19 protein-coding genes are annotated in these 19,628 nt (G+C 58.9%); 8 read left to right on the top strand and 11 right to left on the bottom strand.

Going from position 1 to position 19,628, the window contains the following annotated elements:
- Positions 1-34: 34 nt before the first annotated feature.
- The gene (locus FF098_RS09455; RefSeq protein ID WP_155139876.1) at positions 35-874 is read left to right on the top strand and encodes a lipase family protein; all 840 of its coding nucleotides are present in this window, start codon (positions 35-37) and stop codon (positions 872-874) included.
- Between the two features lie 3 nt (positions 875-877).
- On the opposite strand, the gene FF098_RS09450 is transcribed toward FF098_RS09455, so the two are convergent.
- The gene (locus FF098_RS09450) at positions 878-1,630 is read right to left on the bottom strand and encodes a YggS family pyridoxal phosphate-dependent enzyme (protein ID WP_229714572.1); all 753 of its coding nucleotides are present in this window, start codon (positions 1,628-1,630) and stop codon (positions 878-880) included.
- A gap of 66 nt (positions 1,631-1,696) precedes the next feature.
- On the opposite strand from FF098_RS09450, the gene FF098_RS09445 reads away from it, so the two are divergent.
- Complete coding sequence (locus FF098_RS09445) at positions 1,697-2,248, top strand: thiamine phosphate synthase (protein ID WP_166426457.1); 552 nt, start codon at positions 1,697-1,699, stop codon at positions 2,246-2,248.
- Here the strand turns inward: FF098_RS09445 and FF098_RS09440 are convergent.
- Positions 2,238-3,449 (bottom strand): porin, encoded by a 1,212-nt coding sequence (locus tag FF098_RS09440; protein ID WP_166426456.1) that lies wholly within the window; start codon positions 3,447-3,449, stop codon positions 2,238-2,240. The two genes, FF098_RS09445 and FF098_RS09440, sit on opposite strands and share 11 nt — an antisense overlap.
- A 292-nt stretch (positions 3,450-3,741) precedes the next feature.
- Between FF098_RS09440 and FF098_RS09435 the strand changes: the two genes are divergently transcribed.
- From FF098_RS09435 to holA, 4 genes are all read left to right on the top strand, one after another.
- Positions 3,742-4,194, top strand: a complete 453-nt coding sequence (locus FF098_RS09435; protein WP_155139868.1) for a DUF3576 domain-containing protein — start codon at positions 3,742-3,744, stop codon at positions 4,192-4,194.
- Positions 4,195-4,293: 99 nt separating this feature from the next.
- Positions 4,294-6,882 (top strand): leucine--tRNA ligase, encoded by a 2,589-nt coding sequence (gene leuS, locus FF098_RS09430; protein ID WP_155139866.1) that lies wholly within the window; start codon positions 4,294-4,296, stop codon positions 6,880-6,882.
- Positions 6,883-6,893: 11 nt separating this feature from the next.
- Positions 6,894-7,406 (top strand): LPS assembly lipoprotein LptE, encoded by a 513-nt coding sequence (gene lptE / locus FF098_RS09425; protein WP_155139864.1) that lies wholly within the window; start codon positions 6,894-6,896, stop codon positions 7,404-7,406.
- 9 nt (positions 7,407-7,415) lie between these two features.
- A complete protein-coding gene (gene holA / locus FF098_RS09420; protein WP_155139861.1) occupies positions 7,416-8,483 on the top strand; it encodes a DNA polymerase III subunit delta in 1,068 nt (355 codons plus the stop codon).
- Between the two features lie 19 nt (positions 8,484-8,502).
- On the opposite strand, the gene FF098_RS09415 is transcribed toward holA, so the two are convergent.
- The 6 genes from FF098_RS09415 to FF098_RS09390 form a co-directional block, all read right to left on the bottom strand.
- Entirely contained in the window at positions 8,503-9,393 is an 891-nt protein-coding gene (locus FF098_RS09415) for a ParB/RepB/Spo0J family partition protein (RefSeq protein WP_155139859.1), read from the bottom strand.
- 31 nt (positions 9,394-9,424) lie between these two features.
- Positions 9,425-10,282: a ParA family protein gene (locus FF098_RS09410; RefSeq protein WP_155139857.1), complete on the bottom strand. Its 858-nt coding sequence runs from the start codon at positions 10,280-10,282 to the stop codon at positions 9,425-9,427.
- Positions 10,233-10,871 carry a 16S rRNA (guanine(527)-N(7))-methyltransferase RsmG gene (rsmG, locus tag FF098_RS09405; RefSeq protein ID WP_155139854.1) on the bottom strand — a complete coding sequence of 213 codons (639 nt, stop codon included), beginning with the start codon at positions 10,869-10,871 and terminating at the stop codon, positions 10,233-10,235. The genes FF098_RS09410 and rsmG overlap by 50 nt, the downstream gene beginning before the upstream one ends.
- Complete coding sequence (gene mnmG, locus FF098_RS09400; protein WP_155139852.1) at positions 10,864-12,744, bottom strand: tRNA uridine-5-carboxymethylaminomethyl(34) synthesis enzyme MnmG; 1,881 nt, start codon at positions 12,742-12,744, stop codon at positions 10,864-10,866. Before mnmG ends, rsmG begins: the two co-directional genes overlap by 8 nt.
- 85 nt (positions 12,745-12,829) lie before the next feature.
- Complete coding sequence (mnmE, locus tag FF098_RS09395; RefSeq protein WP_155139850.1) at positions 12,830-14,167, bottom strand: tRNA uridine-5-carboxymethylaminomethyl(34) synthesis GTPase MnmE; 1,338 nt, start codon at positions 14,165-14,167, stop codon at positions 12,830-12,832.
- Entirely contained in the window at positions 14,157-14,411 is a 255-nt protein-coding gene (locus FF098_RS09390) for a DUF6489 family protein (RefSeq protein WP_155139848.1), read from the bottom strand. Before FF098_RS09390 ends, mnmE begins: the two co-directional genes overlap by 11 nt.
- Positions 14,412-14,522: 111 nt before the next feature.
- Here FF098_RS09390 and FF098_RS09385 point away from each other — a divergent pair, with 111 nt between their 5' ends.
- A complete protein-coding gene (locus tag FF098_RS09385; protein WP_155139846.1) occupies positions 14,523-15,458 on the top strand; it encodes a glycerophosphodiester phosphodiesterase family protein in 936 nt (311 codons plus the stop codon).
- 7 nt (positions 15,459-15,465) lie between these two features.
- Here the strand turns inward: FF098_RS09385 and rho are convergent, their stop codons facing one another.
- From rho to hemE, 3 genes are all read right to left on the bottom strand, one after another.
- On the bottom strand, positions 15,466-16,737 hold the full coding sequence (gene rho / locus FF098_RS09380) for a transcription termination factor Rho (protein WP_188544097.1): 1,272 nt from the start codon (positions 16,735-16,737) through the stop codon (positions 15,466-15,468).
- A 153-nt stretch (positions 16,738-16,890) separates the two neighbouring features.
- On the bottom strand, positions 16,891-17,334 hold the full coding sequence (locus FF098_RS09375) for a CopD family protein (RefSeq protein WP_155139844.1): 444 nt from the start codon (positions 17,332-17,334) through the stop codon (positions 16,891-16,893).
- Between the two features lie 29 nt (positions 17,335-17,363).
- On the bottom strand, positions 17,364-18,383 hold the full coding sequence (hemE, locus tag FF098_RS09370) for a uroporphyrinogen decarboxylase (RefSeq protein WP_166426455.1): 1,020 nt from the start codon (positions 18,381-18,383) through the stop codon (positions 17,364-17,366).
- Between the two features lie 387 nt (positions 18,384-18,770).
- On the opposite strand from hemE, the gene FF098_RS09365 reads away from it, so the two are divergent.
- Complete coding sequence (locus FF098_RS09365; protein WP_155139842.1) at positions 18,771-19,625, top strand: pyruvate, water dikinase regulatory protein; 855 nt, start codon at positions 18,771-18,773, stop codon at positions 19,623-19,625.
- The last annotated feature ends 3 nt before the right edge of the window (positions 19,626-19,628 follow it).

Genomic DNA, 19,628 nt, shown 5'->3' with positions numbered 1-19,628 from the left:
AATGATCACCCCCTGAATGACACAGGAGAGAGTCATGAGCGAGGAATCCCCAGCCCCTGAGAAAATGCCGGCGGTTAGCACCGCTGAGCCTGTTGCCCCTTCCTTTCCGCTTGGCGACATGCTGGCCGACGACCAGTATGAGGCGCGCAGGGCGCCAGACGAAATGTCTGCAAAGTCAGTCAAGGGCGTGATCATGCTGATGCACGGGTTCGACCCTTTCTATCCCATCCCCTCCTCCGATCCGCGCACGGCGCTTTACCCGTTCATGGAGGAGATGCGCCATTACTACGAGCCGCGCGGCTATCTGATCTATAACAACATGTACCCGACCAATGTGTCATTCGTGACCGCTGCGTCCTTCGTGCAACAGAACATGACGGCGCTCGGCATACCGCTGCACAATGTCCACATGTTCGGCTACAGCATGGGTGGGCTCGTCTGCCGCCAGCTGGTTGCCAACGGTTTCATCAAGCCGTCGTCGCTGATGACATATTGCACGCCGAACCTCGGCACCGCGGCCTGGATCACATGGTATCCATACAATCTCGGTGCCATGTCGATGTGGCAATCGAGCCATGACCTCGCCATGCTGAACAATAACCCGACCGATATCTCAAACCGGCACAACTATACCATGATCGGGATCAGCTATGAGGAAACCGGCACAGGAAAACGTCATTACAATGACCAGCTTGTCGAGGTGAACTCCGCGATCCTGAACGGCAGCAATTGCGGCCCCAAGCCGGGCCGGCCCGTTCACTGGTCCTATTACAAGCCGCACAATGTCGAGATCGGCACAATCCATTCGGCCTGCCAGAGCTTCCCGATGATCCGTGCTGCGATGAACCAGTTCATCGCGACGGTGCCGGACTAGACACTAACCCTTCGGGCGGTCACCGAATATGCCGGAACCGACGCGCACATGGGTCGCACCGAGATTGACCGCCATCTCGTAGTCACCGCTCATCCCCATGCTGACGACCGTCAGGCCCGCATCGGCGGCGATCTTCGCCAGCAGGGCAAAATGCGGTGCCGGATACTCATCGACCGGCGGGATGCACATGACGCCGCGCACGGGCAGCTGATACTCCCTCTGGCAGTCATCGATAAAGGCGAGCGCGTCGCGCGGGGCGATGCCTGCCTTCTGGTCTTCTTCGCCGGTATTGACCTGCACCAGCACGTCGGGGCGACGATCGAGCTTGTCCATGGACTTTGCCAGCGCCCGCGCAAGCTTTTCCCGGTCCAGCGTTTCGATCACATCGAAAAGGGCGACCGCGTCATCAGCCTTGTTGGTCTGTAAGGGGCCGATCAGGCGCAGTTCCATATCTGGCCAGGCTTCCTTCATGGCGGGCCATTTGCCTTGCGCCTCCTGCACCCGATTCTCGCCGAAGGTGCGGTGTCCCGCTGCGATGACCGGCTTGATGTGTTCCATGGAGAATTTCTTGGTCACCGCCGTCAGCGTGACATCGCGCGGTTTGCGGTCCGCCTCCTTCGCCGCCTTGCCGATGCGCTCGCGCACCTCGGCCAGGTTCTCGACAACATCTTTGGCGGTCAGATCGTTTTCAGGCATAACGTCCATATGGGTCACATCGGCAATATAAACAGCAAGGCCATGATCATGGCGCGGCATGCCACAAGGCTTAGGGCGGGCGCGGCGCCATCGTCAAGGCATGGGGCCGGGGGCGCGCCTTTCGACATGGCCCTCTTTACCGATGAGAGGGCGGGCGATCCGGCAAGCATCCTCGAGGCCCTGCCGCGACTGCCCGGCATCCGCCTCGCCGTGATTTTCAGGCATTATGGCGCACCTGACCGTGAAGCGCCGGGGCGGAAGCTTGCCCGCTCATGTCGCATGAAAGGAGTGGTACTTCTTGTCGCCGGCGACCCTGCCCTTGCCCTGCGCCTGCGCGCGGATGGCATGCATGTGCCTCAATGGCAGGCCAAAACAATCCGTGGACTGAAGAAAGTGCATCCGCACTGGATCATTTCCACGTCATGCCACGACTGGCCATCCCTGGCCAACGCCGCTACAAATGCGGCGGACTGTGCGTTCGTGTCTCCGGTCTTCGCCACGTCAAGCCACAGGGGTGCCCGGCCCCTCGGTCCCCTGCGCGCCCACGCGCTCGCAGCACAGGCGGAACTACCATGTCTGGCGCTTGGCGGCATCAATCCACAAACGGCAGGCAAAATAAAACCCGGCATATTCGCCGGGTTCGGAGCAATTGACGGATTGTCCAGGACTAGAACTTGAAACCGCTCTCGAAGACGACGGCGGCGGCGTTTTCCTCGCCACCCAGCTGAGCCGGCTTGTCGGATTCAACGAATTGCGCGGCAGCGCCTAGCGTCACGCCCTGGTCGAAGACGTAGGACACACCAGCCTGCGCCGACTGGGTCTGGCGGTAGAAGGCCGGGGAAATCGGGCTGGCCGCATCGCGCTCTGCGTCCGATGCGCCGTAGCCGACCATGAAGCCCCATGGGCCGGTCTCATAGGTCAGGCCCGCATCGAAAGCGAGATAGCCGTCTTCATCTTCCTGCTTGAAGGCGGCGTTGGTGTTCTTGACCGAACCACCCAGCGTGAAGCCGCGATAGCCGAGATTGACGCCCAGCGAATAGGCTTCGTAATCGTCGAACTCGCTGCTCAGCGTGTTGTCGACATCTTCCTGCGCCTGGACGTAGGACGCACCGACACCGACGCGCAGGTCACGCTTGTCGCCTACTGCGCGCTCGTAATAGACGGCGGTTTCCATAACGTCTTTCCACGAGGAATTCGCCCCGAGGCGCGTTTCCGGGTCGATCAGCGGTGAATAGCCATTATAGGGCGCACACAGATCATCTTTGCAGTCGACCATGCGCGGCGTATAGGAAACGCCAAGTTGCAGCCCGCCGAGGACGCCGCCAAGGAAATTGGCGGGCGGCATATAGGTCATCTTCGTGGCATAGCCGGAGAAATCATTGACCGTGTGCACGTCGTTCATGCCGGTCAGGTCTGTCTTCCAGTCATTCACGCCGATGGCGGAAAAGATCGTCGGCGAGGTAACGGCCAGCTGGCTGGCGATGCCATTGTCACGTCCGACAGACACAGTGCCCATACCGCCGCGGGCGTAGACGCTGGCGCCTTGCAGCCACGCATCGCCCGACAGGGGGGCGACGCCGCGCGGGCCGCCGGCGGTCAGGCTGGAATAGCGGCCCCCGGCCCAGTATTGCCGCGGGATCTCGCCATCGAGGCGCGCTTCAAGCTCGCCGCCGATCTCAAGACCGTTGTCGAGCAGGCGGGAGGCGTTGAGGCGGACGCGGGCATTGGTGTCGGATTTCAGCTCGCCATCGACAACGCCGGTAACGTTGGTGATGTCGCCGGAAAGGTCGATCTCGCTGTCCTGGGCGGCCGCAGGCGCGACAAATACGCAAATGCCGAGCGCGGCGGCGGATACGCCCCCGGCAAGCCATTTGCTCATATGTCGATTGATCCCCGTCATGCCGTAATCCTGGACCCGTTCCCCTAAAGCGGTGCTAACCGCATTAATCTAACTTTAAACACTTGGCGCCACTTAAAATTCCGCAACAATTTCAGTTATGTTAGCTTGTAACGGTGTTTTTGGTAGCGCCTATCAGAATATATCCTATAAAGGGCGTGATGGCCTTATGGTCAACATAATTACACCAGAACTATTTGATGTATTTTCTGTCTGTGATAGGAAAGCCACGACTGGTTAATTACAAGGGATTCCCGAAGGGAGACTGGGCAGAATGAAGCCTGAAACGATCCGTATCGCCAAGATTCTTGGCATTGCCTTCAGCGCTGCCATCTTGGCGGCCTGCGCCAGCAATGGTAACAGCACCGACGACCGCAATTCGCCGATCTCCATCAGCGGCAAGGGCTCAGCGGCTACGGGCGTGAACAAGTATCTCTGGGCAGCTTCGCTCGAGACGCTGGATTTCATGCCGATTTTCACGGCTGACCCTATTGGCGGCCTGATCATCACCGACTGGTATGCCCCGGCACAGAACGAGCGCCTGAAGGCGAACGTCTACATTCTCGACACCTCCCTGCGCGCCGATGCGCTGCGTGTTTCGGTGTTCAAGCAGAATCTGACGCAATCGGGCTGGGTCGACACCCCGGTTAACCCGGCGACCGCCCGCGAGATCGAAAACGCGATCCTGACCCGTGCGCGTCAGCTGCGACTAAACTCGATCAGCTAAATATTTCCAACGATCTGCTCTGCGGAATAGAAAACGCCTGTTCAAAGCAGGCGTTTTTTGTATGTCTAGGCGTGATATCCAGCAGGAACGTGATTCAAGATGGCCCGGTACAACCCGAAAGAGACAGAACCCAGATGGCGCAAGGCTTGGGACGAGGCAGACAGCTTCAAGGCGGTCGCCAGCGGTGACAAGCCGAAATATTTCGTCCTCGAAATGTTCCCCTACCCGTCTGGACGTATCCATATCGGCCATGTGCGCAATTACGCCATGGGCGACGTCATCGCCCGCTACAAGAAGGCGCAAGGCTTTAACGTATTGCACCCGATGGGCTGGGATGCGTTCGGCATGCCGGCGGAGAACGCGGCGATGCAGTCCGGCGGCCATCCGCGCGACTGGACCTATGGCAATATCGAAATCATGCGCGAGCAGCTCAAGCAGATGGGCCTCGCCATCGACTGGAGCCGGGAATTCGCAACCTGCGATCCGGAATATTACGTCCACGAACAACGCATGTTCCTTGAGTTCTGGAAGAAGGGCTTCATCGAGCGCAAGGAAAGCATGGTCAACTGGGACCCGGTCGACCAGACGGTGCTCGCCAACGAACAGGTGATCGACGGCAAGGGCTGGCGCTCAGGCGCGCCGGTCGAGCGCCGCCGCCTGTCGCAATGGTTTTTCCGCATCACCGATCGCGCCGACGATTTGTTGGCCGCCTTGGAAGACGGTCGCCTCGCCGGCTGGCCTGACAATGTCAAGACGATGCAGAAGAACTGGATCGGCAAGTCGAAGGGCCTGAAAATGCGCTTCCACGCAGACGCTGGCGCGCCGAGGGGCTTCGAAGCGATCGAGATCTATACGACAAGGCCGGATACGCTTTTCGGGGCGAGTTTCGTTGGCGTCTCGCCAGACCATCCGCTGGCGGCCGAATTCGCCAAGGATGATCCGAAGCTTCAGGCCTTCATCAATGAATGCCAGGCGGCCGGTACGTCCGAAGAGGCCATCGAAAAGGCCGATAAACGCGGCTACCGCTTGGCCATGACGGTGAAACACCCGTTTGTCGAGGGCAAGACCCTGCCCGTCTATGTCGCCAACTTCATCCTGATGCAGTACGGCACCGGCGCGATCTTCGCCTGCCCGGCGCACGACCAGCGCGACCTCGACTTTGCCCGCAAATACGATCTGGACGTCATCCCGGTCGTCTGCCCGCCGGATGCAGACCCGGCGAGTTTCGATGTGACAGACGAGGCCTATGTCGGGCCGGGCACGATCTTCAATTCAGGCTTCCTGAACGGGCTGCCGGTCGACGAGGCGCTGCCGAAGGCCATCGCGAAGATAGAAGAGATGGGCGACGGTCAGGGCACGACCAATTACCGCCTGCGCGACTGGGGCATTTCCCGCCAGCGCTATTGGGGTTGCCCGATCCCGGTCATACACTGCGAAAAATGTGGGGTCGTTCCGGTACCGGAACAGGATCTGCCGGTCAAGTTGCCGGACGAGGCTGACTTCTCCAAGCCCGGAAATCCGCTGGATCGCAACCCGGTTTTCGTCAACACGACCTGCCCTGAGTGCGGCGCCGATGCCCGGCGTGAGACGGACACGTTCGACACCTTCGTCGACTCATCCTGGTATTTCGCCCGCTTTGCGGCACCGACACCGGACGCCCCGACCGACCCGGAAGAAGCCAATTACTGGCTGCCGGTCGACCAGTATATCGGCGGCATCGAGCATGCGATTCTGCACCTTCTCTATGCACGCTATTACACCCGCAACATGATGGAGTGCGGCCACGTAAACGTCGCCGAGCCGTTCGAGAACCTGTTTACCCAAGGCATGGTCGTACACGAGACCTATCTCGACGCCGACGAGACCAAGAAGCTGAAGGACCGCTGGCTGTTCCCCGAGCAGGTCGAAAAGAAAGACGGCAAGGTCATCAGCATCGAGACCGGCGAAGAGGTAATTGTCGGTTCGATCGAAAAGATGTCGAAGTCCAAAAAGAACGTCGTCTCGCCCGAGGAGATTGCAGAGACTTACGGTGCCGATGCCGCCCGCTGGTTCATGCTGTCGGACTCGCCACCCGAGCGCGATGTCGAATGGTCCGAAGCAGGGGTCGAGGGCGCGTGGAGGCTGATCAATCGCATCTGGGATCTGTGCGAGCCCAATGCCGGCATATTCAACCGCGCGGGCGCAGACATTCCAGCCGGCACCGACCCGGAGCTGCGCCGCCTGACCCACGTAACGGTCGACGGGGTGACGGATGACATCGAGCATTTCCGCTTCAACAAGGCGATTGCCCGGCTTTACGAGTTCATCAATGGCCTGAAAAAGGCGGCACCGAATGCGTCTGAGGCTGCCGTTTCAGAAGGCCTGTCGGCCCTGACCCGCCTGATCGCACCGTTTATCCCGCACCTGGCGGAGGAATGCTGGGCTCATCTGGGTGGCGAAGGCCTCGCCTGCGACGCCCCATGGCCCAAGGCCGAAAAGGCCCTTCTCGTTTCCGAAACGATTACGATGCCGGTTCAGGTCAATGGCAAGCGCCGGACAGAGATCACCGTGCCCGCCGATGCCGACAAGGAAGCGGTCGAGAAGCTGGCGATCGAGGATGAAGCTGTCCAGCGCCATCTCGATGGTATGCAGATCGTTAAGTTGATTGTGGTTCCGGGCCGGATCATTAATATTGTGGTCAAACCGTGAGGGGAAGAGCCATGCCGAAAGTCGTTTCCATGAAATCCGTGCTGAAGATATCTGCGGCGCTGGCACTGAGCGCGATGACAGCAGCGTGCGGTTTCTCCCCGCTATATGCCGAGCGCGGTGCCGGGCTTCAGGCCTCGCTCTCCGGCATCGACATCACCCGGATCGAAAGCCAGACGGACGCCGGTTACCTGTTGCAGTCCGAACTGCAGCGCCGGTTCCAGACCGGGGCCGCGTCGAGCTATGCGCTGGATATCGTACTCGATGAAAAAACTCTGTCCGAGGCTATCACCCGTCAGGCCAACACGGTTCAGTATACGATCCGCCTTCGCGCCGATTATGTTTTGCGCGACCTCGATGGCAAAGTCGTTATTGATGACAACACCGTCGCGATCACCAGCTATGGTGCGGTGCCGTCGCAATATGCAACGCTGGTCGCCCGGGAAGAAGCAATTCGCGTCGCCTCGCAGATGCTGGCCGATGATATCGAAATGGACCTGGTTCTCCACTTCAAGAACGCCAACTGATACGGAAGAATGACCGCCATCAAACCCCGCGATGTCGATGCGCTGCTGAAAAAGCGCAACGACACTTTCAAGGCCGTGCTGATTTACGGCAACGACGCGGGTTCGGTGCGTGAGCGGTCGGATATTCTTGCCCTCCAGGTCGTCAGTGACCTGAAGGACCCGTTCAACTTCATCGAGCTTTCAGACGGTGACCTGAAGGAAGAGCCGGGCCGACTGGTAGATGAGGCTGCCGCCCTCTCCTTCATGGGTGGCGAGCGCGTGGTTCGCGTGCGCGGGTCGGGCGGGCCGGTCGACAATGCGGGCAAGCTGCTGGTGACGGCTCTCGACAATGGGTCGCTCAACCCCAACGCGCTGACGATTATCGAGGCGGGCGCGCTGAAAAAGACCGCGCCGCTGCGCAAGCTGTTCGAAAAGTCGAAACACGTTGCGGCCATTGCCTGTTACGAGGATTCAGACCTCGACCTCAAAAGCATGATCGAGCAGATGCTGAAAGAGGAAGACCTGCTCATCACCGATGACGCCCTGATGATGCTGACCTCGACTCTCGGCACCGATCGTGGCATCAGCCGGGCCGAGATGGAAAAGCTGATCCTCTATGCCGGCCCGAAATCCCTTCGCGGACCGGATGAAGCTTCCTATCAGATTACGCCCGAAGATGTCGCCGAATGCCTCGCCGATTTTACACAGGACATGGCGGCGGACATTGCCGGGATCGTTGCCCAGGGCCGTCTTGCCGACCTGTCGGCCGCGTTGCACCGCGCCGACGAGGCCGGCACCAATGCAATGACGACGCTTATTTTCCTGCAACGACACTTCTCAAGGCTTTATGCCGCGCAGTCGATGATCGCAGGCGGCGAGCCGGCTTCCGCCGCGATGAAGAAACTGAAGCCCCCGGTCTTTTTCAATGAGGAGCGGTCGTTTCAGGCACAGCTGAAAAAATGGCCGCTGCCCCGGCTGGAAGGCGCCCTGTCCAACCTTCTGCAGGCGGAACATGATGCCAAGACCACCGGCGCACCGGTGCAGGAAATCATCGAGCGCACGGCGCTGCGCCTGTCGGCACTGGCCAGCCGGGCCTGATTTCAGTTTCGGTACTTCCCTACTTCGGTAATTCCATGAGACGACGGCAGATCTCGTCGAGCTGGTCGAGATTACCATAGGCAATACTCAGTGTACCGCCTTTTTTACCGCGATGGTCAATGGAAACCTCCATGCCCAGCGCCTCGGCGATATCCCGTTCCAGCGCCCTTGTGTCGGCATTTTTCTCTGCCGGTGAGCTCGCCTTCGGTTTCTTCTCTGCCGTCTTTGTTTCGCCGTCCCGCGCCTCGCGCACCAGCGCCTCGGTCTGGCGCACGGACAGGCCGCGCTCCAGCACCAGGCTCGCGATTTGCTCAGGATATTCAGCCGACAGGATCGCCCGGGCATGACCCATGGAGAGATGACCTTCGCGCACCTGCGCCTTGACCTTTTTCGGCAGGCCGGTCAGGCGCATCATGTTCGCGATATGGCTGCGGCTCTTGCCGACGGCTTCGGCGATCTCTGCCTGGCCGCGCTCATGCTTCTCAGCGAGGCGCTGATAGGCCTCCGCCTCCTCCATCGGGTTGAGATCGACCCGCTGGACGTTTTCGATAAGGGCAATTTCCGCCGCCTGCTCGTCATCGAGCTCGCGGATGATGACCGGCACCTCATGAAGCTGCGCTTTCTGGGCAGCACGCCAGCGGCGCTCGCCAGCCACTATGAGATATTCATCGCCTTTGTTGCCGCGTGGCCGGACGAGAATTGGCTGCAAAAGCCCTTTCGTACGGATCGATGACGCCAGTTCCGCGATGGCGTCATCGGCGAAGTGCTTCCGGGGCTGTTCTGGATCCGGAATGATGAATTCGATCGGTAATTTGGCGATGTCGGCGGCGGATTTCGCAATCGCCTCATCAACGTCATCGTCTTCGCCGAGCAACATGCCCAGCCCGCGGCCGAGACCTTTTTTTGCCATTCTTGTCTCCGTCACTTGATCGGGCAATCGTTCATGCAGCGCGTTCGCGCTGGATAACTTCACTCGCCAGCTTGATATAGGCCTGGCTGCCTGCGCACTTCAGGTCGTATAGCAGCGCGGGCTTGCCATGGGATGGCGCCTCCGAGATGCGCACATTCCGCGGTATGGCCGTGCGGTATACCTTGTCACCCATATGTTCGCGCACATCTGCCTCCACCTGCTGCGACAGGTTGTTCCGCCCGTCATACATGGTGAGAATGATTCCCTGAAGCTCGAGACGCGTATTGATGCGCTGCTTGACCTTGTCGATCGTACGCAGAATCTGGCTCAAGCCTTCCAGCGCGAAGAACTCGCATTGCAGCGGTATGACCACCGCATCCGCCGCTGCCATTGCGTTGATGGTGAGCAGGCTCAGCGATGGCGGGCAGTCGATCATGATATAGGTGATGTCCGGCCGGGCCTTCGCGAAGTCCTTGATCGCCTTGTCGAGACAGTAGTGCCGGTTTTCGACCTCGATCAGCTCGATCTCCGCACCCGCCAGGTCCTGACCCGCCGGTGCGATAGACAACCGCGGCACGGCGGTGACGCATTCGGCCGATTCAAGCGACGCACCGTCCAGCAATACGTCATACGTCGTAACCTTGCGCTCGGCCCTGCCTAGTCCCAGGCCCGTCGAGGCATTGCCTTGCGGGTCAAGATCGATGATCAGCACCCTCTCCCCGACAGCGGCAAGAGCCGTACCGAGATTGATCGCCGTCGTTGTCTTGCCGACGCCACCCTTCTGGTTTGCAACGGCGAGAATTCTCGGCTTGTCGCGACGGGATGTGAGAGGGCTGGCGCTATCGGGCACGGGCAAAGTTCCTGATTTCCAGAATGGTTGCCGCCTCATGAGTGCGGCTGGGGTGATGGGTAACGTCCATTGTCCATTGGCGCGAAGCCGCGGTCAATTCCTCTTGCGCCTTTTCACCCTTCATAAATATGCACATTGTCCGCACCGAGGATATTGGCAGTGTATAGGCGAGGAGTTTCGACAGATCCGCCAGCGCCCGCGCCGTCACCACATCCGCCGGGCGCAGGTCTGGCCGGTTCTCGATACGGTCATTAACGATGGTGACATTGGAAAGTTCGAGCCTGATCGCCACCTCCCGCAGGAAGGCACATTTCTTGGCAATACTCTCGACGAGGAAATAATGCCGTTTCGGGTCATCATCGATCAACGCCAGGAAAAGCGCCGGAAAACCGCCCCCGGAGCCGAGATCGACAATCCGCTTTGCCTCTTTCGGCAGAAGCGGCAGCAATTGCGAGGAATCCAGGTAATGCCGGGTCCAACGATCCTGGATGGAGGATTTAGCGACGAGGTTCAGGCGCGCTGTCCACTCCAGAAAAAGTGCGTCAAACGCGGCGATTCGGTCCTGTGTTTCACGTGAAACAGGGAAAGCGGCTACGAATTCATCGAGTGAGGTCGGGGTCTCAGCCATTCGCAACGGCAGTCTTCTGGGATTTCTGCAGCCAGGCCAAAAGCAGTGCGATTGAGGCAGGCGTTACCCCTTCAATCCGGCTCGCTTGCCCGATAGTTCCTGGCCTCGCTTCAGTCAGCTTGTTGCGGACCTCGTTCGACAGGCCTGGGATAAGCGCGTAATCAAGCTCGCACGGAATGGCGCGGTTCTCGTCCTTGCGGAAGGCGGCAATATCGGCCTGCTGTCGGTCGAGATAATTGGCGTAGAGGGCATCGGTCTGAAGATGCTCCAGCAGGACAGGATCAAAGTCAGCCATTTCCGGCCAGACAATTTTAAGTTGGTCCAGCGTGACATGCGGATAGGTCATATACTCCAGCACGGTGCGCTTGCGCCCGTCCTGGTTGACCTTGATCCCGTGTTTCTGCGCCTCATGCGGGCTGAGCTGTGTGTTACCCGCCCAGTCCCTCAGCTTTGTCAGACCCCGCTGTTTCACGTGGAACATTTCTGCACGTTCCGCACCGATGCAGCCGATCTCCATTCCCAGAGGCGTCAGCCGCTCATCAGCGTTGTCAGCCCTTAAGGTCAGGCGATACTCTGCCCTGGACGTAAACATGCGATAGGGCTCGGTCACACCACGAGTGATCAGATCATCGACCAGAACACCGACATAGGCCTGTGACCGATCAAGAATGAACGGATCTTGGCCATTTGCCTGTCGCGCAGCATTGATCCCGGCCATAAGGCCCTGGGCGCCGGCTTCTTCGTAACCCGTAGTGCCATTGATCTGCCCGGCGAGGTACAGTCCCGGCATTGCCTTGACCTGCAGCGCCGCATCGAGCTCACGGGGATCGACGTAATCGTACTCGATGGCGTAGCCGAAGCGAATAACCGTGACGTTTTCCAGCCCAGATATCGTGCGCAGGAACTGATCCTGTACATCTTCCGGCAGCGAAGTGGAAATACCGTTGGGATATACCCAATGGCTGTCCAGCCCTTCAGGCTCAAGGAATATCTGGTGCTGCCCTTTTTCGGCAAAGCGCACGACCTTGTCCTCGATAGACGGGCAATAGCGCGGGCCGCGACCGGAGATAGCGCCGCCATAGACGGCGGACTTGCCGATATTGTCCTGGATGATCTTGTGGGTCTCGGCCGTCGTATAGGTAATGCCGCACTCGATCTGCCGCACGGTGATTTCCTTATTCATAAAGGAAAACGGCACCGGCGTCTCGTCAGCCGGCTGCATTTCCAGCCTGCCCCAGTCAATAGTACGTCCATCAAGGCGCGCCGGCGTACCGGTTTTCAGGCGCCCCATTTTCAGTCCGAGTGAATAGAGCCGGTCCGAGAGACCTATGGCAGGCTTTTCATCCACGCGTCCAGCCGGGATGCGCTTTTCGCCGATATGGATCATGCCCTTGAGGAAGGTCCCGGTGGTCAGCACCACGGCATCGGCACCGATTTTCTGGCCATCGGCTGTCAGGATACCGGCGATCTTACCGCCTTCGACGATCAGGTCTTCGACTTCTGCGGCGAGGATATCGAGATTGTCGATTGCCTGCAGCTCGGACTGCATGTGCTTCTTGTAGAGCGCGCGGTCAGCTTGGGCGCGTGGGCCACGAACGGCAGGCCCTTTGGAGCGGTTCAGCATTCGGAACTGGATGCCGGACTGGTCGATGACGCGACCCATAAGACCGTCCAAGGCATCGATCTCTCGAACCAAATGCCCCTTCCCCAACCCGCCAATTGCCGGATTGCAGGACATCTCGCCAATCGTCTCCAGCTTGTGCGTCGCCAGCAGCGTGCGTGCGCCGGTACGCGCAGCGCCAGCGGCGGCTTCGCAGCCGGCATGGCCTCCGCCGATGACGATCACTTGATATGTAGCGCTGTTGGAATTCATGGCGCTCACATAGTCAAAAAGCGCCCCTATTGCGAGGGAATTTTTGTTAATGCGCAGGTTACTGCTGGTGTTTCACGTGAAACACCTATTTGCCGATACAGAATGACGAGAAGATTTCACCGAGAACTTCCTCGACATCGATGCGGCCGGTGATCTGGTCGAGCTGACGTATAGCCATGCGCACGTCTTCAGCCGCCAGCTCCGGCATTTCTCCTGTTTGAGTGACGGCGCGGGACAAGGCGTCAATAGCGCCATTGACGGCATGGACGTGCCGTAGACGCGTCAGCCGAGGCTCATCTGCCTGACCGGTCAACTCACGGACGCGGCGGGTCAACGCTTCAAGAAGAAGGTCAGTTCCCGCGCCGGTTTTCAACGAAATGGAGAACATTTGCTGCTCACCGATTTTCGGTAGACTGTCGAACAGGTCGGCCTTGTTCGCGACCAGGAAATCATCGGACCCGATCGTATCAGAGAGCATGGCCGAACCATCACCATCACGGCCATCGAACAGCCCTACCCGCAAATCAGCCGTTGCAGCACGGTCACGAGCGCGGCGCATGCCCTCCTGCTCAATTTCGTCGTCAGTCAGTTCGCGCAGACCGGCCGTATCAACCAGGCTGACCGGTACGCCGCCGAGGTCAAGCCGCACCTCGATCAGGTCGCGGGTCGTACCCGGCGTATCTGAAACGATGGCTGCTTCAGATCCCGCAAGCCAGTTCAGCAGGGATGACTTTCCAGCGTTGGGCGGACCGAGGAGAACGATGCTGACACCGTGGCGCAAACGACGCCCCTGTTCTGCACCCCTCGCGAACACCTCCAGCGTTTCGATCAGCGCGGCGATGACGGGCGCCGATCTTGCCTCGATCTGTTCGGGAATATCTTCCTCATCGGGGAAGTCGATAGCCGCTTCCAGAGGCGCCAAAGCCGCCAGAAGCTGCGCGCGCCACTGCTCTGCAAGACCCGAAAGCCTGCCACCCAGCTGGCCCAAAGCCTGTTGCTTCTGCTGTATCGTTTCGGCATCGATAAGGTCTGCCAGCGCCTCTGCCTGGGCCAGATCCAGCTTGCCATTGGAAAAGGCACGCCGCGTGAATTCGCCGGGCTCCGCGGGTCTCGCACCCTGAGCGATAAGCACATCGGACAGGTCATCGATGACAGCGAGAGAGCCATGAACCTGAAGCTCTGCCATGTCCTCGCCGGAAAAACTCGCCGGACCTTCGAAAGTGAAGACGAGGCCGGAATCGATTTCTCGCCGGTCATCCGGATCGCGCAATTTCGCAAAGACCACCTGGCGTGTCGGTATGGCCTTCCCGGCCAAGGTCTCGGCGATCACTATCGCACGGGAACCCGACAGGCGAAACACAGCGACGCCGGCACGACCGGCGCCTGAGGACAACGCGAATATCGTATCAGTATTACTTGTCATTCTTTCCGGAAGTACCGCCCGACATCATGGCCGCGAACATCGCCTGCATGGTCTCGAAATTCTTGCCGCCCATGGTCATCATGTTTTCAAAATATTTCTGCGGGTCGGTGATATTATCGATATTTTCCTTGGTCTTCTCTTCGAGGCTGTTCATGAACATCTCGTTGATGCTGGTCACATCCGGCAGCCCCATGAACTGGCGTGCCTCGACCGGGGTGCATTCGACATTGACGGTGAATTTCATCAGGCATTCTCCTTCCATGCTCCAAGGCACACGATATGGCACGAGTTCAGGTGACTGTCACAATCAATCCGTATAAATCTGCAAAGGCAGACTCGATAGCGGAGATATAGATTGTTTTTTCTCAAAAACGATACAGCAGCAATAATAGCTACAGCCCTTCTGGTTGTTGGCTGTGCCGAGACGGAAAGTTCACTCGATACCGTCTTCTCGGGCAGCACCATTGTTCCAAACGGTGACCTGAACGGCTTTTTTGATTGTCTCGAGGATGAAGGGGTTACGCTTGTCGCGGCCCATCGCGGCGGCCTGGTCGAAAATTCTATCGCGGGCATGAGCCAGGTATTGGCCGAAGTCCCGGCGCTGATGGAAGTGGATGTGAACGTCTCCGCCGATGGGGTTCTCTTCCTGATGCATGACGACACCCTGGACCGCACGACGACCGGGACCGGCACAGTCACAGACCGCAACTGGAATTATATCAGTACACAGAATGTCGAGGGACCGGACGGTACCCTGTATGACTCACCCCCTGCCCTGACAGATGCGCTGGCGTGGGCAGACGGCAAGACGATCCTCGAACTCGATATCAAGCGCGCCGTGGATTACGAAGATCTCGTTGCTGAGGTAAGGCAGGCCGGAGCGACCGACCGCATCATCTATATCGCCTATACCAACGGACAAGCGGAGAAACTTCACCGCCTGCACCCCGAAGCCATGATCTCAGCTACGCTGGACGATCAGGGTGATCTGGACCTGATCGATGTTCCGGCGGATCGCCTGCTCGGCTGGACCGGTAATACCGCCCCGAGCCGACCGGTCTTTGACGAGCTGAATGCCGCCGATGTCGAAGTGATCTTCGGCACGCTTGGCGGGCGTGACTCCATCGACAATCGCCTCGCCGCTTCCGGGGCCTTTGATTATTATGCCGATCTTGCCCGCGATGGCGTCGACCTGATCGCGACCGACGCACCTGTCATCGCCTATGAGGCCATGAAAAAAGCCGGGCTGAAAACTGCCAGCCCGGCCTGTGGTGTTACTGAAGTTGAATAGTATTCGCCTAAGTATTCATCGAGTCGAAGAAGTCGCCATTGGTCTTGGTCTGGCGCAGCTTGTCGAGCAGGAACTCGATCGAGTCCGTAACACCCATCGGTGACAGGATACGGCGCAGGACGAAGACTTTCTGCAGCTCGGATTTCGACATGAGCAGGTCTTCCTTGCGCGTACCGGACTTGCCGATATCGATCGCCGGGAAGGTGCGCTTGTCGGCGACCTTGCGGTCGAGCACGATCTCGGAGTTGCCTGTACCCTTGAATTCCTCGAAGACGACCTCGTCCATTTTCGAGCCGGTGTCGATCAGCGCCGTGGCGATGATGGTCAGCGAACCGCCCTCTTCGATGTTCCGCGCAGCACCGAAGAAACGCTTCGGTCGTTGCAGGGCGTTGGCATCGACGCCACCGGTCAGCACCTTGCCGGAGCTTGGCACGACCGTGTTATAGGCGCGGCCAAGGCGGGTGATGGAATCAAGCAGGATGACGACGTCCCGGCCATGTTCGACCAGGCGCTTGGCTTTCTCGATAACCATTTCAGACACGGCAACATGGCGGGCTGCCGGCTCGTCGAACGTCGAGGAAACAACTTCGCCATTGACCGAACGCTGCATGTCGGTGACCTCTTCCGGGCGCTCGTCGATCAGCAGGACGATCAGATAGCATTCCGGATGGTTGGTCGTGATCGAGTGGGCGATGTTCTGCAACAGAACCGTTTTACCCGTCCGCGGCGGGGCAACGATCAGGGCGCGCTGACCTTTGCCAAGCGGCGACACGATATCGATGACGCGGGAAGAAAGATCCTTGCCCTCCTTCTTTTCGACTTCCATGCGCAGGCGCTCATCGGGATAGAGCGGCGTCAGGTTATCGAAGTGGACTTTGTGACGGGCTTTCTCGGGTTCCTCGAAATTGAGGGTCGAGACCTTGGTCAACGCGAAGTAACGCTCGCCATCTTTCGGGGAGCGAATTTCGCCGATGACCGTGTCGCCGGTTTTCAGCGCGAATTTGCGGATCTGCGATGGCGAGACATAAATATCGTCCGGGCCCGCGAGATAATTGGCATCCGGCGAGCGCAGGAAGCCAAAGCCGTCCGGCAGCACTTCCAGGACGCCGCCGCCCTCAATCTCGACATCATGATCGGCGAGCTCTTTCAGCGTCACGAAGAGCAGTTCCTGCTTGCGCAGGGCAGAGGCGTTTTCGACACCTACGGAGTCGGCAAATGTCAGGAGATCGGTTGGCGATTTCGCTTTGAGTTCATCAAGCGTGATCTTTTCGGGCATCATGATGGAGATAGACCTGTGGTGAAGATGTGGGGCGTTGCGTGACGCAAGGTGGGACCAGTAATGGCGGGAAACGCAATAAGTCAGCAGGACGCTGAAACCACAGGATAGCAAACGCTATCCCGGCCCGTCAATCATGTTTGGAGTCAACCAGGATCAGAACGGTTTCACGAGAACCATGATGACGATGATAATGAGGAATACAAACGGCACCTCGTTGATGATCCGCCAGAATTTCTCTGTCCTCGGGCGCTCGCCGACGGAAAACTTCCTGAAGCTCGCCGAATAAAAGCCATGCACGCCCGACATGGCGATGACGAACAGGAACTTGATGATGAACCAGGGCTCGCCGCCATAGGCAGGCATGGCCCCGATCAGCAGCAGGCCAAAGACCCAGGTCGCGATCATCGCTGGCGTCATGATGCCTTTCAGCAGGCGCCGCTCCATCTGGATGAACAGTGTCTCCGCCTCGCCACCCTTTTCGGACTGGTGGTGATAGATGAACAGCCGCGGCAGATACATCATCGCCGCCATCCACGCGATTACGGAGAGAAGGTGCAGGACCTTGATCCAGTTATAGAATGGCAGCAGGAAGTCCATTTGTTTCCCCTCCGGAACAATGCCGGTTTTTATTCTCGTATGATCGATACCAGCTCGGCAACATTCTCCGGGGGCGTATCCGGTACGAAGCCATGGCCGAGATTGAAGATATAGGGCGTGCCGGCAAACGTGTCTTTCAGGCGTCTTGCCGCAGAGCGCATTTCCTCACCGCCAGCAGCAACGAGCAGTGGATCGAGACCGCCCTGAAGGGTCTTGGCCGAAAGATTCTCCTTCGCCCAGTGCGGATCGACTTCCGTGCCGAGGCTGAGGCCGTCAAAAACAGGCTCTTTCGCGAAGTCCAGGTAAAGGCTCCCTGCCCCCTTAGGGAACGCGATCACTGGCACTTCCGGATGGCGTTTCTTGACGGCTGACGCGATCCTGGCAGCCGGGGCCAGACACCATTGCCGGACGAAATCAGCCGGCAGGCCGCTGGCCCAGCTTTCGAACAGCTGCAAGGCGTCGGCCCCCGCCTCCACCTGTCCGCACAGATAATCGATCGTGACGTCTTCAAGAGCCGCGATCAGCGCGGCAAAGCGTTCCGGCTGCTCATAGGCAAAGCGGCGCAGGGCAGCGGTATCCTTCACGCCGCGGCCGGCGATCATGTAGGTGGCGACCGTCCATGGTGCCCCGGCAAAACCGATCAGCGCCTTGTCCTCAGCCAGTTCCGAACGAACGCGTTTCACCGTCTCATAGACCGGCGCAACAATATCCATGTTTCTTGCAGCTGCCGGATCGAACGTGCTGTCACCCAGCGCCGGGGAAAGCCTAGGTCCCTCCCCCTTTTCAAAGGCCAGGTCCTGGCCCAGCACCATCGGCATCAACAGGATGTCGGCAAAGAGGATCGCTGCATCCAGATCGTACCGCCTGATCGGCTGCAGGGTTACTTCCGCTGCCAGTTCGGAGGAGAAACACAGGTCGAGAAACGATCCAGCTTTCTCCCGCACGGCTCTGTATTCAGGAAGGTAGCGACCGGCCTGACGCATGAACCACGCAGGGTGCGGATGACACGCTTTGCCTCGAAGAGCCTTCAGGAAATTTGCCTCACGCACCGTGTTAAGTCTTTCTTAAGGAACTTGCCGCTAGCCTAACGGAGCTGATCGTCAGAGATATATCTAATCAGACTCATAAGCCTGTGGGCTTTGTTGAATATCAGTCCCCTCACCCAATTCCAACCACAATCCACAAATTCCGCACAATACAGCCCTCTGCGTGGATAATGTGGATATTCATCTTTCATTAAGCATTCACGGTATGACCGGTACTACCGGTCCTGTGCGTAATGTCTGGATAGCGTGCGCTATATCACTTTCTCCCGGTATGGCTGGGGATAGAGTTTCGCCGGGGAAAACCGGGAATGATTCTTCCCTTTGTGGGCACAACGCTTTGGGCGTATGGTGCGATGACTTGTATCGGGGAGAGATAGAGGTTTTATCCACATGGCAGAAGCAGCTGCGCAACCGGTAGTGCCCGGAAAAACATATTTTCACGTCCACCTGGTGTCGGATTCGACCGGCGAGACCTTGAGTACCATGCTGAAAGCGACCGCCGCACGGTTTGAAGGCGCAAGCCCGCTTGAACATGTCTCGACACTGGTGCGCACACGCAAGCAGATGAATGAAGTGCTGGCGCGGATCGAAAGCTCGCCCGGTATTATCCTGTATACGATTGCCGACCCTGCCCTGCGCCGGCACCTGGAAGTGAAATCGGCCGAGCTGCAATTGCCGGCCATACCGGTGCTGAACCCCCTGCTCAATGCCTTTGCCAGCTATCTCGGCCTCGAACAGACCATGCAGACCGCTGCGCAGCATACGCTGGACGAGAACTACTTCCAGCGGATCGCCGCGCTCGACTACACCCTTGCCCATGACGACGGGCAGATGCTGTGGGACCTAGAATCCGCAGATGTCGTGCTTGTCGGGGTCAGCCGCACATCGAAGACGCCGACCTGCATGTATCTCGCCAATCGCGGGCTCAAGGCCGCAAACGTGCCGCTGGTACCGACCAATGATCACCCGCCGGAGCTGGAAACCCTGAAAAAGCCACTGGTCATCGGCCTCACCGCCAGCCCTGACCGGCTGGTGCAGATCCGCGAGAGCCGGCTGAAAAATCTCGACCAGCAACAGACGATGGACTATTCCGATGCCACCGCCGTGCGGCAGGAAGTAACCAAGGCAAAGAGATTGTTCCTGCGCAAGGGCTGGCCGGTGATCGATGTGACGCGGCGTTCCGTTGAAGAAACTGCCGCGCAGATTATCTCCAAGCTGTCGGCAAAGCGCGCCGGCCACGAATAAAAG

The sequence above is a fragment of the Aquisalinus luteolus genome (assembly GCF_009712425.2).
In the GTDB taxonomy this organism is placed as follows: Bacteria; Pseudomonadota; Alphaproteobacteria; order Caulobacterales; family Parvularculaceae; genus Aquisalinus; species Aquisalinus luteolus.
The sequence above is the reverse complement of the archived record's forward strand: the minus strand, read 5'-3'. Positions and strand labels throughout refer to the sequence as shown.

Coding starts and splice junctions, on each gene's coding strand:
- lptE (WP_155139864.1), top strand. CDS start 6,894: ATGCCGAAAGTCGTTTCCATGAAATCCGTGCTGAAGATATCTGCGGCG.
- rho (WP_188544097.1), bottom strand. CDS start 16,737: ATGATGCCCGAAAAGATCACGCTTGATGAACTCAAAGCGAAATCGCCA.
- FF098_RS09440 (WP_166426456.1), bottom strand. CDS start 3,449: ATGAGCAAATGGCTTGCCGGGGGCGTATCCGCCGCCGCGCTCGGCATT.
- FF098_RS09375 (WP_155139844.1), bottom strand. CDS start 17,334: ATGGACTTCCTGCTGCCATTCTATAACTGGATCAAGGTCCTGCACCTT.
- FF098_RS09390 (WP_155139848.1), bottom strand. CDS start 14,411: ATGAAATTCACCGTCAATGTCGAATGCACCCCGGTCGAGGCACGCCAG.
- mnmE (WP_155139850.1), bottom strand. CDS start 14,167: ATGACAAGTAATACTGATACGATATTCGCGTTGTCCTCAGGCGCCGGT.
- FF098_RS09445 (WP_166426457.1), top strand. CDS start 1,697: ATGGCCCTCTTTACCGATGAGAGGGCGGGCGATCCGGCAAGCATCCTC.
- rsmG (WP_155139854.1), bottom strand. CDS start 10,871: ATGGCTGAGACCCCGACCTCACTCGATGAATTCGTAGCCGCTTTCCCT.
- FF098_RS09435 (WP_155139868.1), top strand. CDS start 3,742: ATGAAGCCTGAAACGATCCGTATCGCCAAGATTCTTGGCATTGCCTTC.
- FF098_RS09455 (WP_155139876.1), top strand. CDS start 35: ATGAGCGAGGAATCCCCAGCCCCTGAGAAAATGCCGGCGGTTAGCACC.
- FF098_RS09410 (WP_155139857.1), bottom strand. CDS start 10,282: ATGAGGCGGCAACCATTCTGGAAATCAGGAACTTTGCCCGTGCCCGAT.
- FF098_RS09415 (WP_155139859.1), bottom strand. CDS start 9,393: ATGGCAAAAAAAGGTCTCGGCCGCGGGCTGGGCATGTTGCTCGGCGAA.
- FF098_RS09365 (WP_155139842.1), top strand. CDS start 18,771: ATGGCAGAAGCAGCTGCGCAACCGGTAGTGCCCGGAAAAACATATTTT.
- FF098_RS09450 (WP_229714572.1), bottom strand. CDS start 1,630: ATGCCGCGCCATGATCATGGCCTTGCTGTTTATATTGCCGATGTGACC.
- mnmG (WP_155139852.1), bottom strand. CDS start 12,744: ATGAATTCCAACAGCGCTACATATCAAGTGATCGTCATCGGCGGAGGC.
- holA (WP_155139861.1), top strand. CDS start 7,416: ATGACCGCCATCAAACCCCGCGATGTCGATGCGCTGCTGAAAAAGCGC.
- leuS (WP_155139866.1), top strand. CDS start 4,294: ATGGCCCGGTACAACCCGAAAGAGACAGAACCCAGATGGCGCAAGGCT.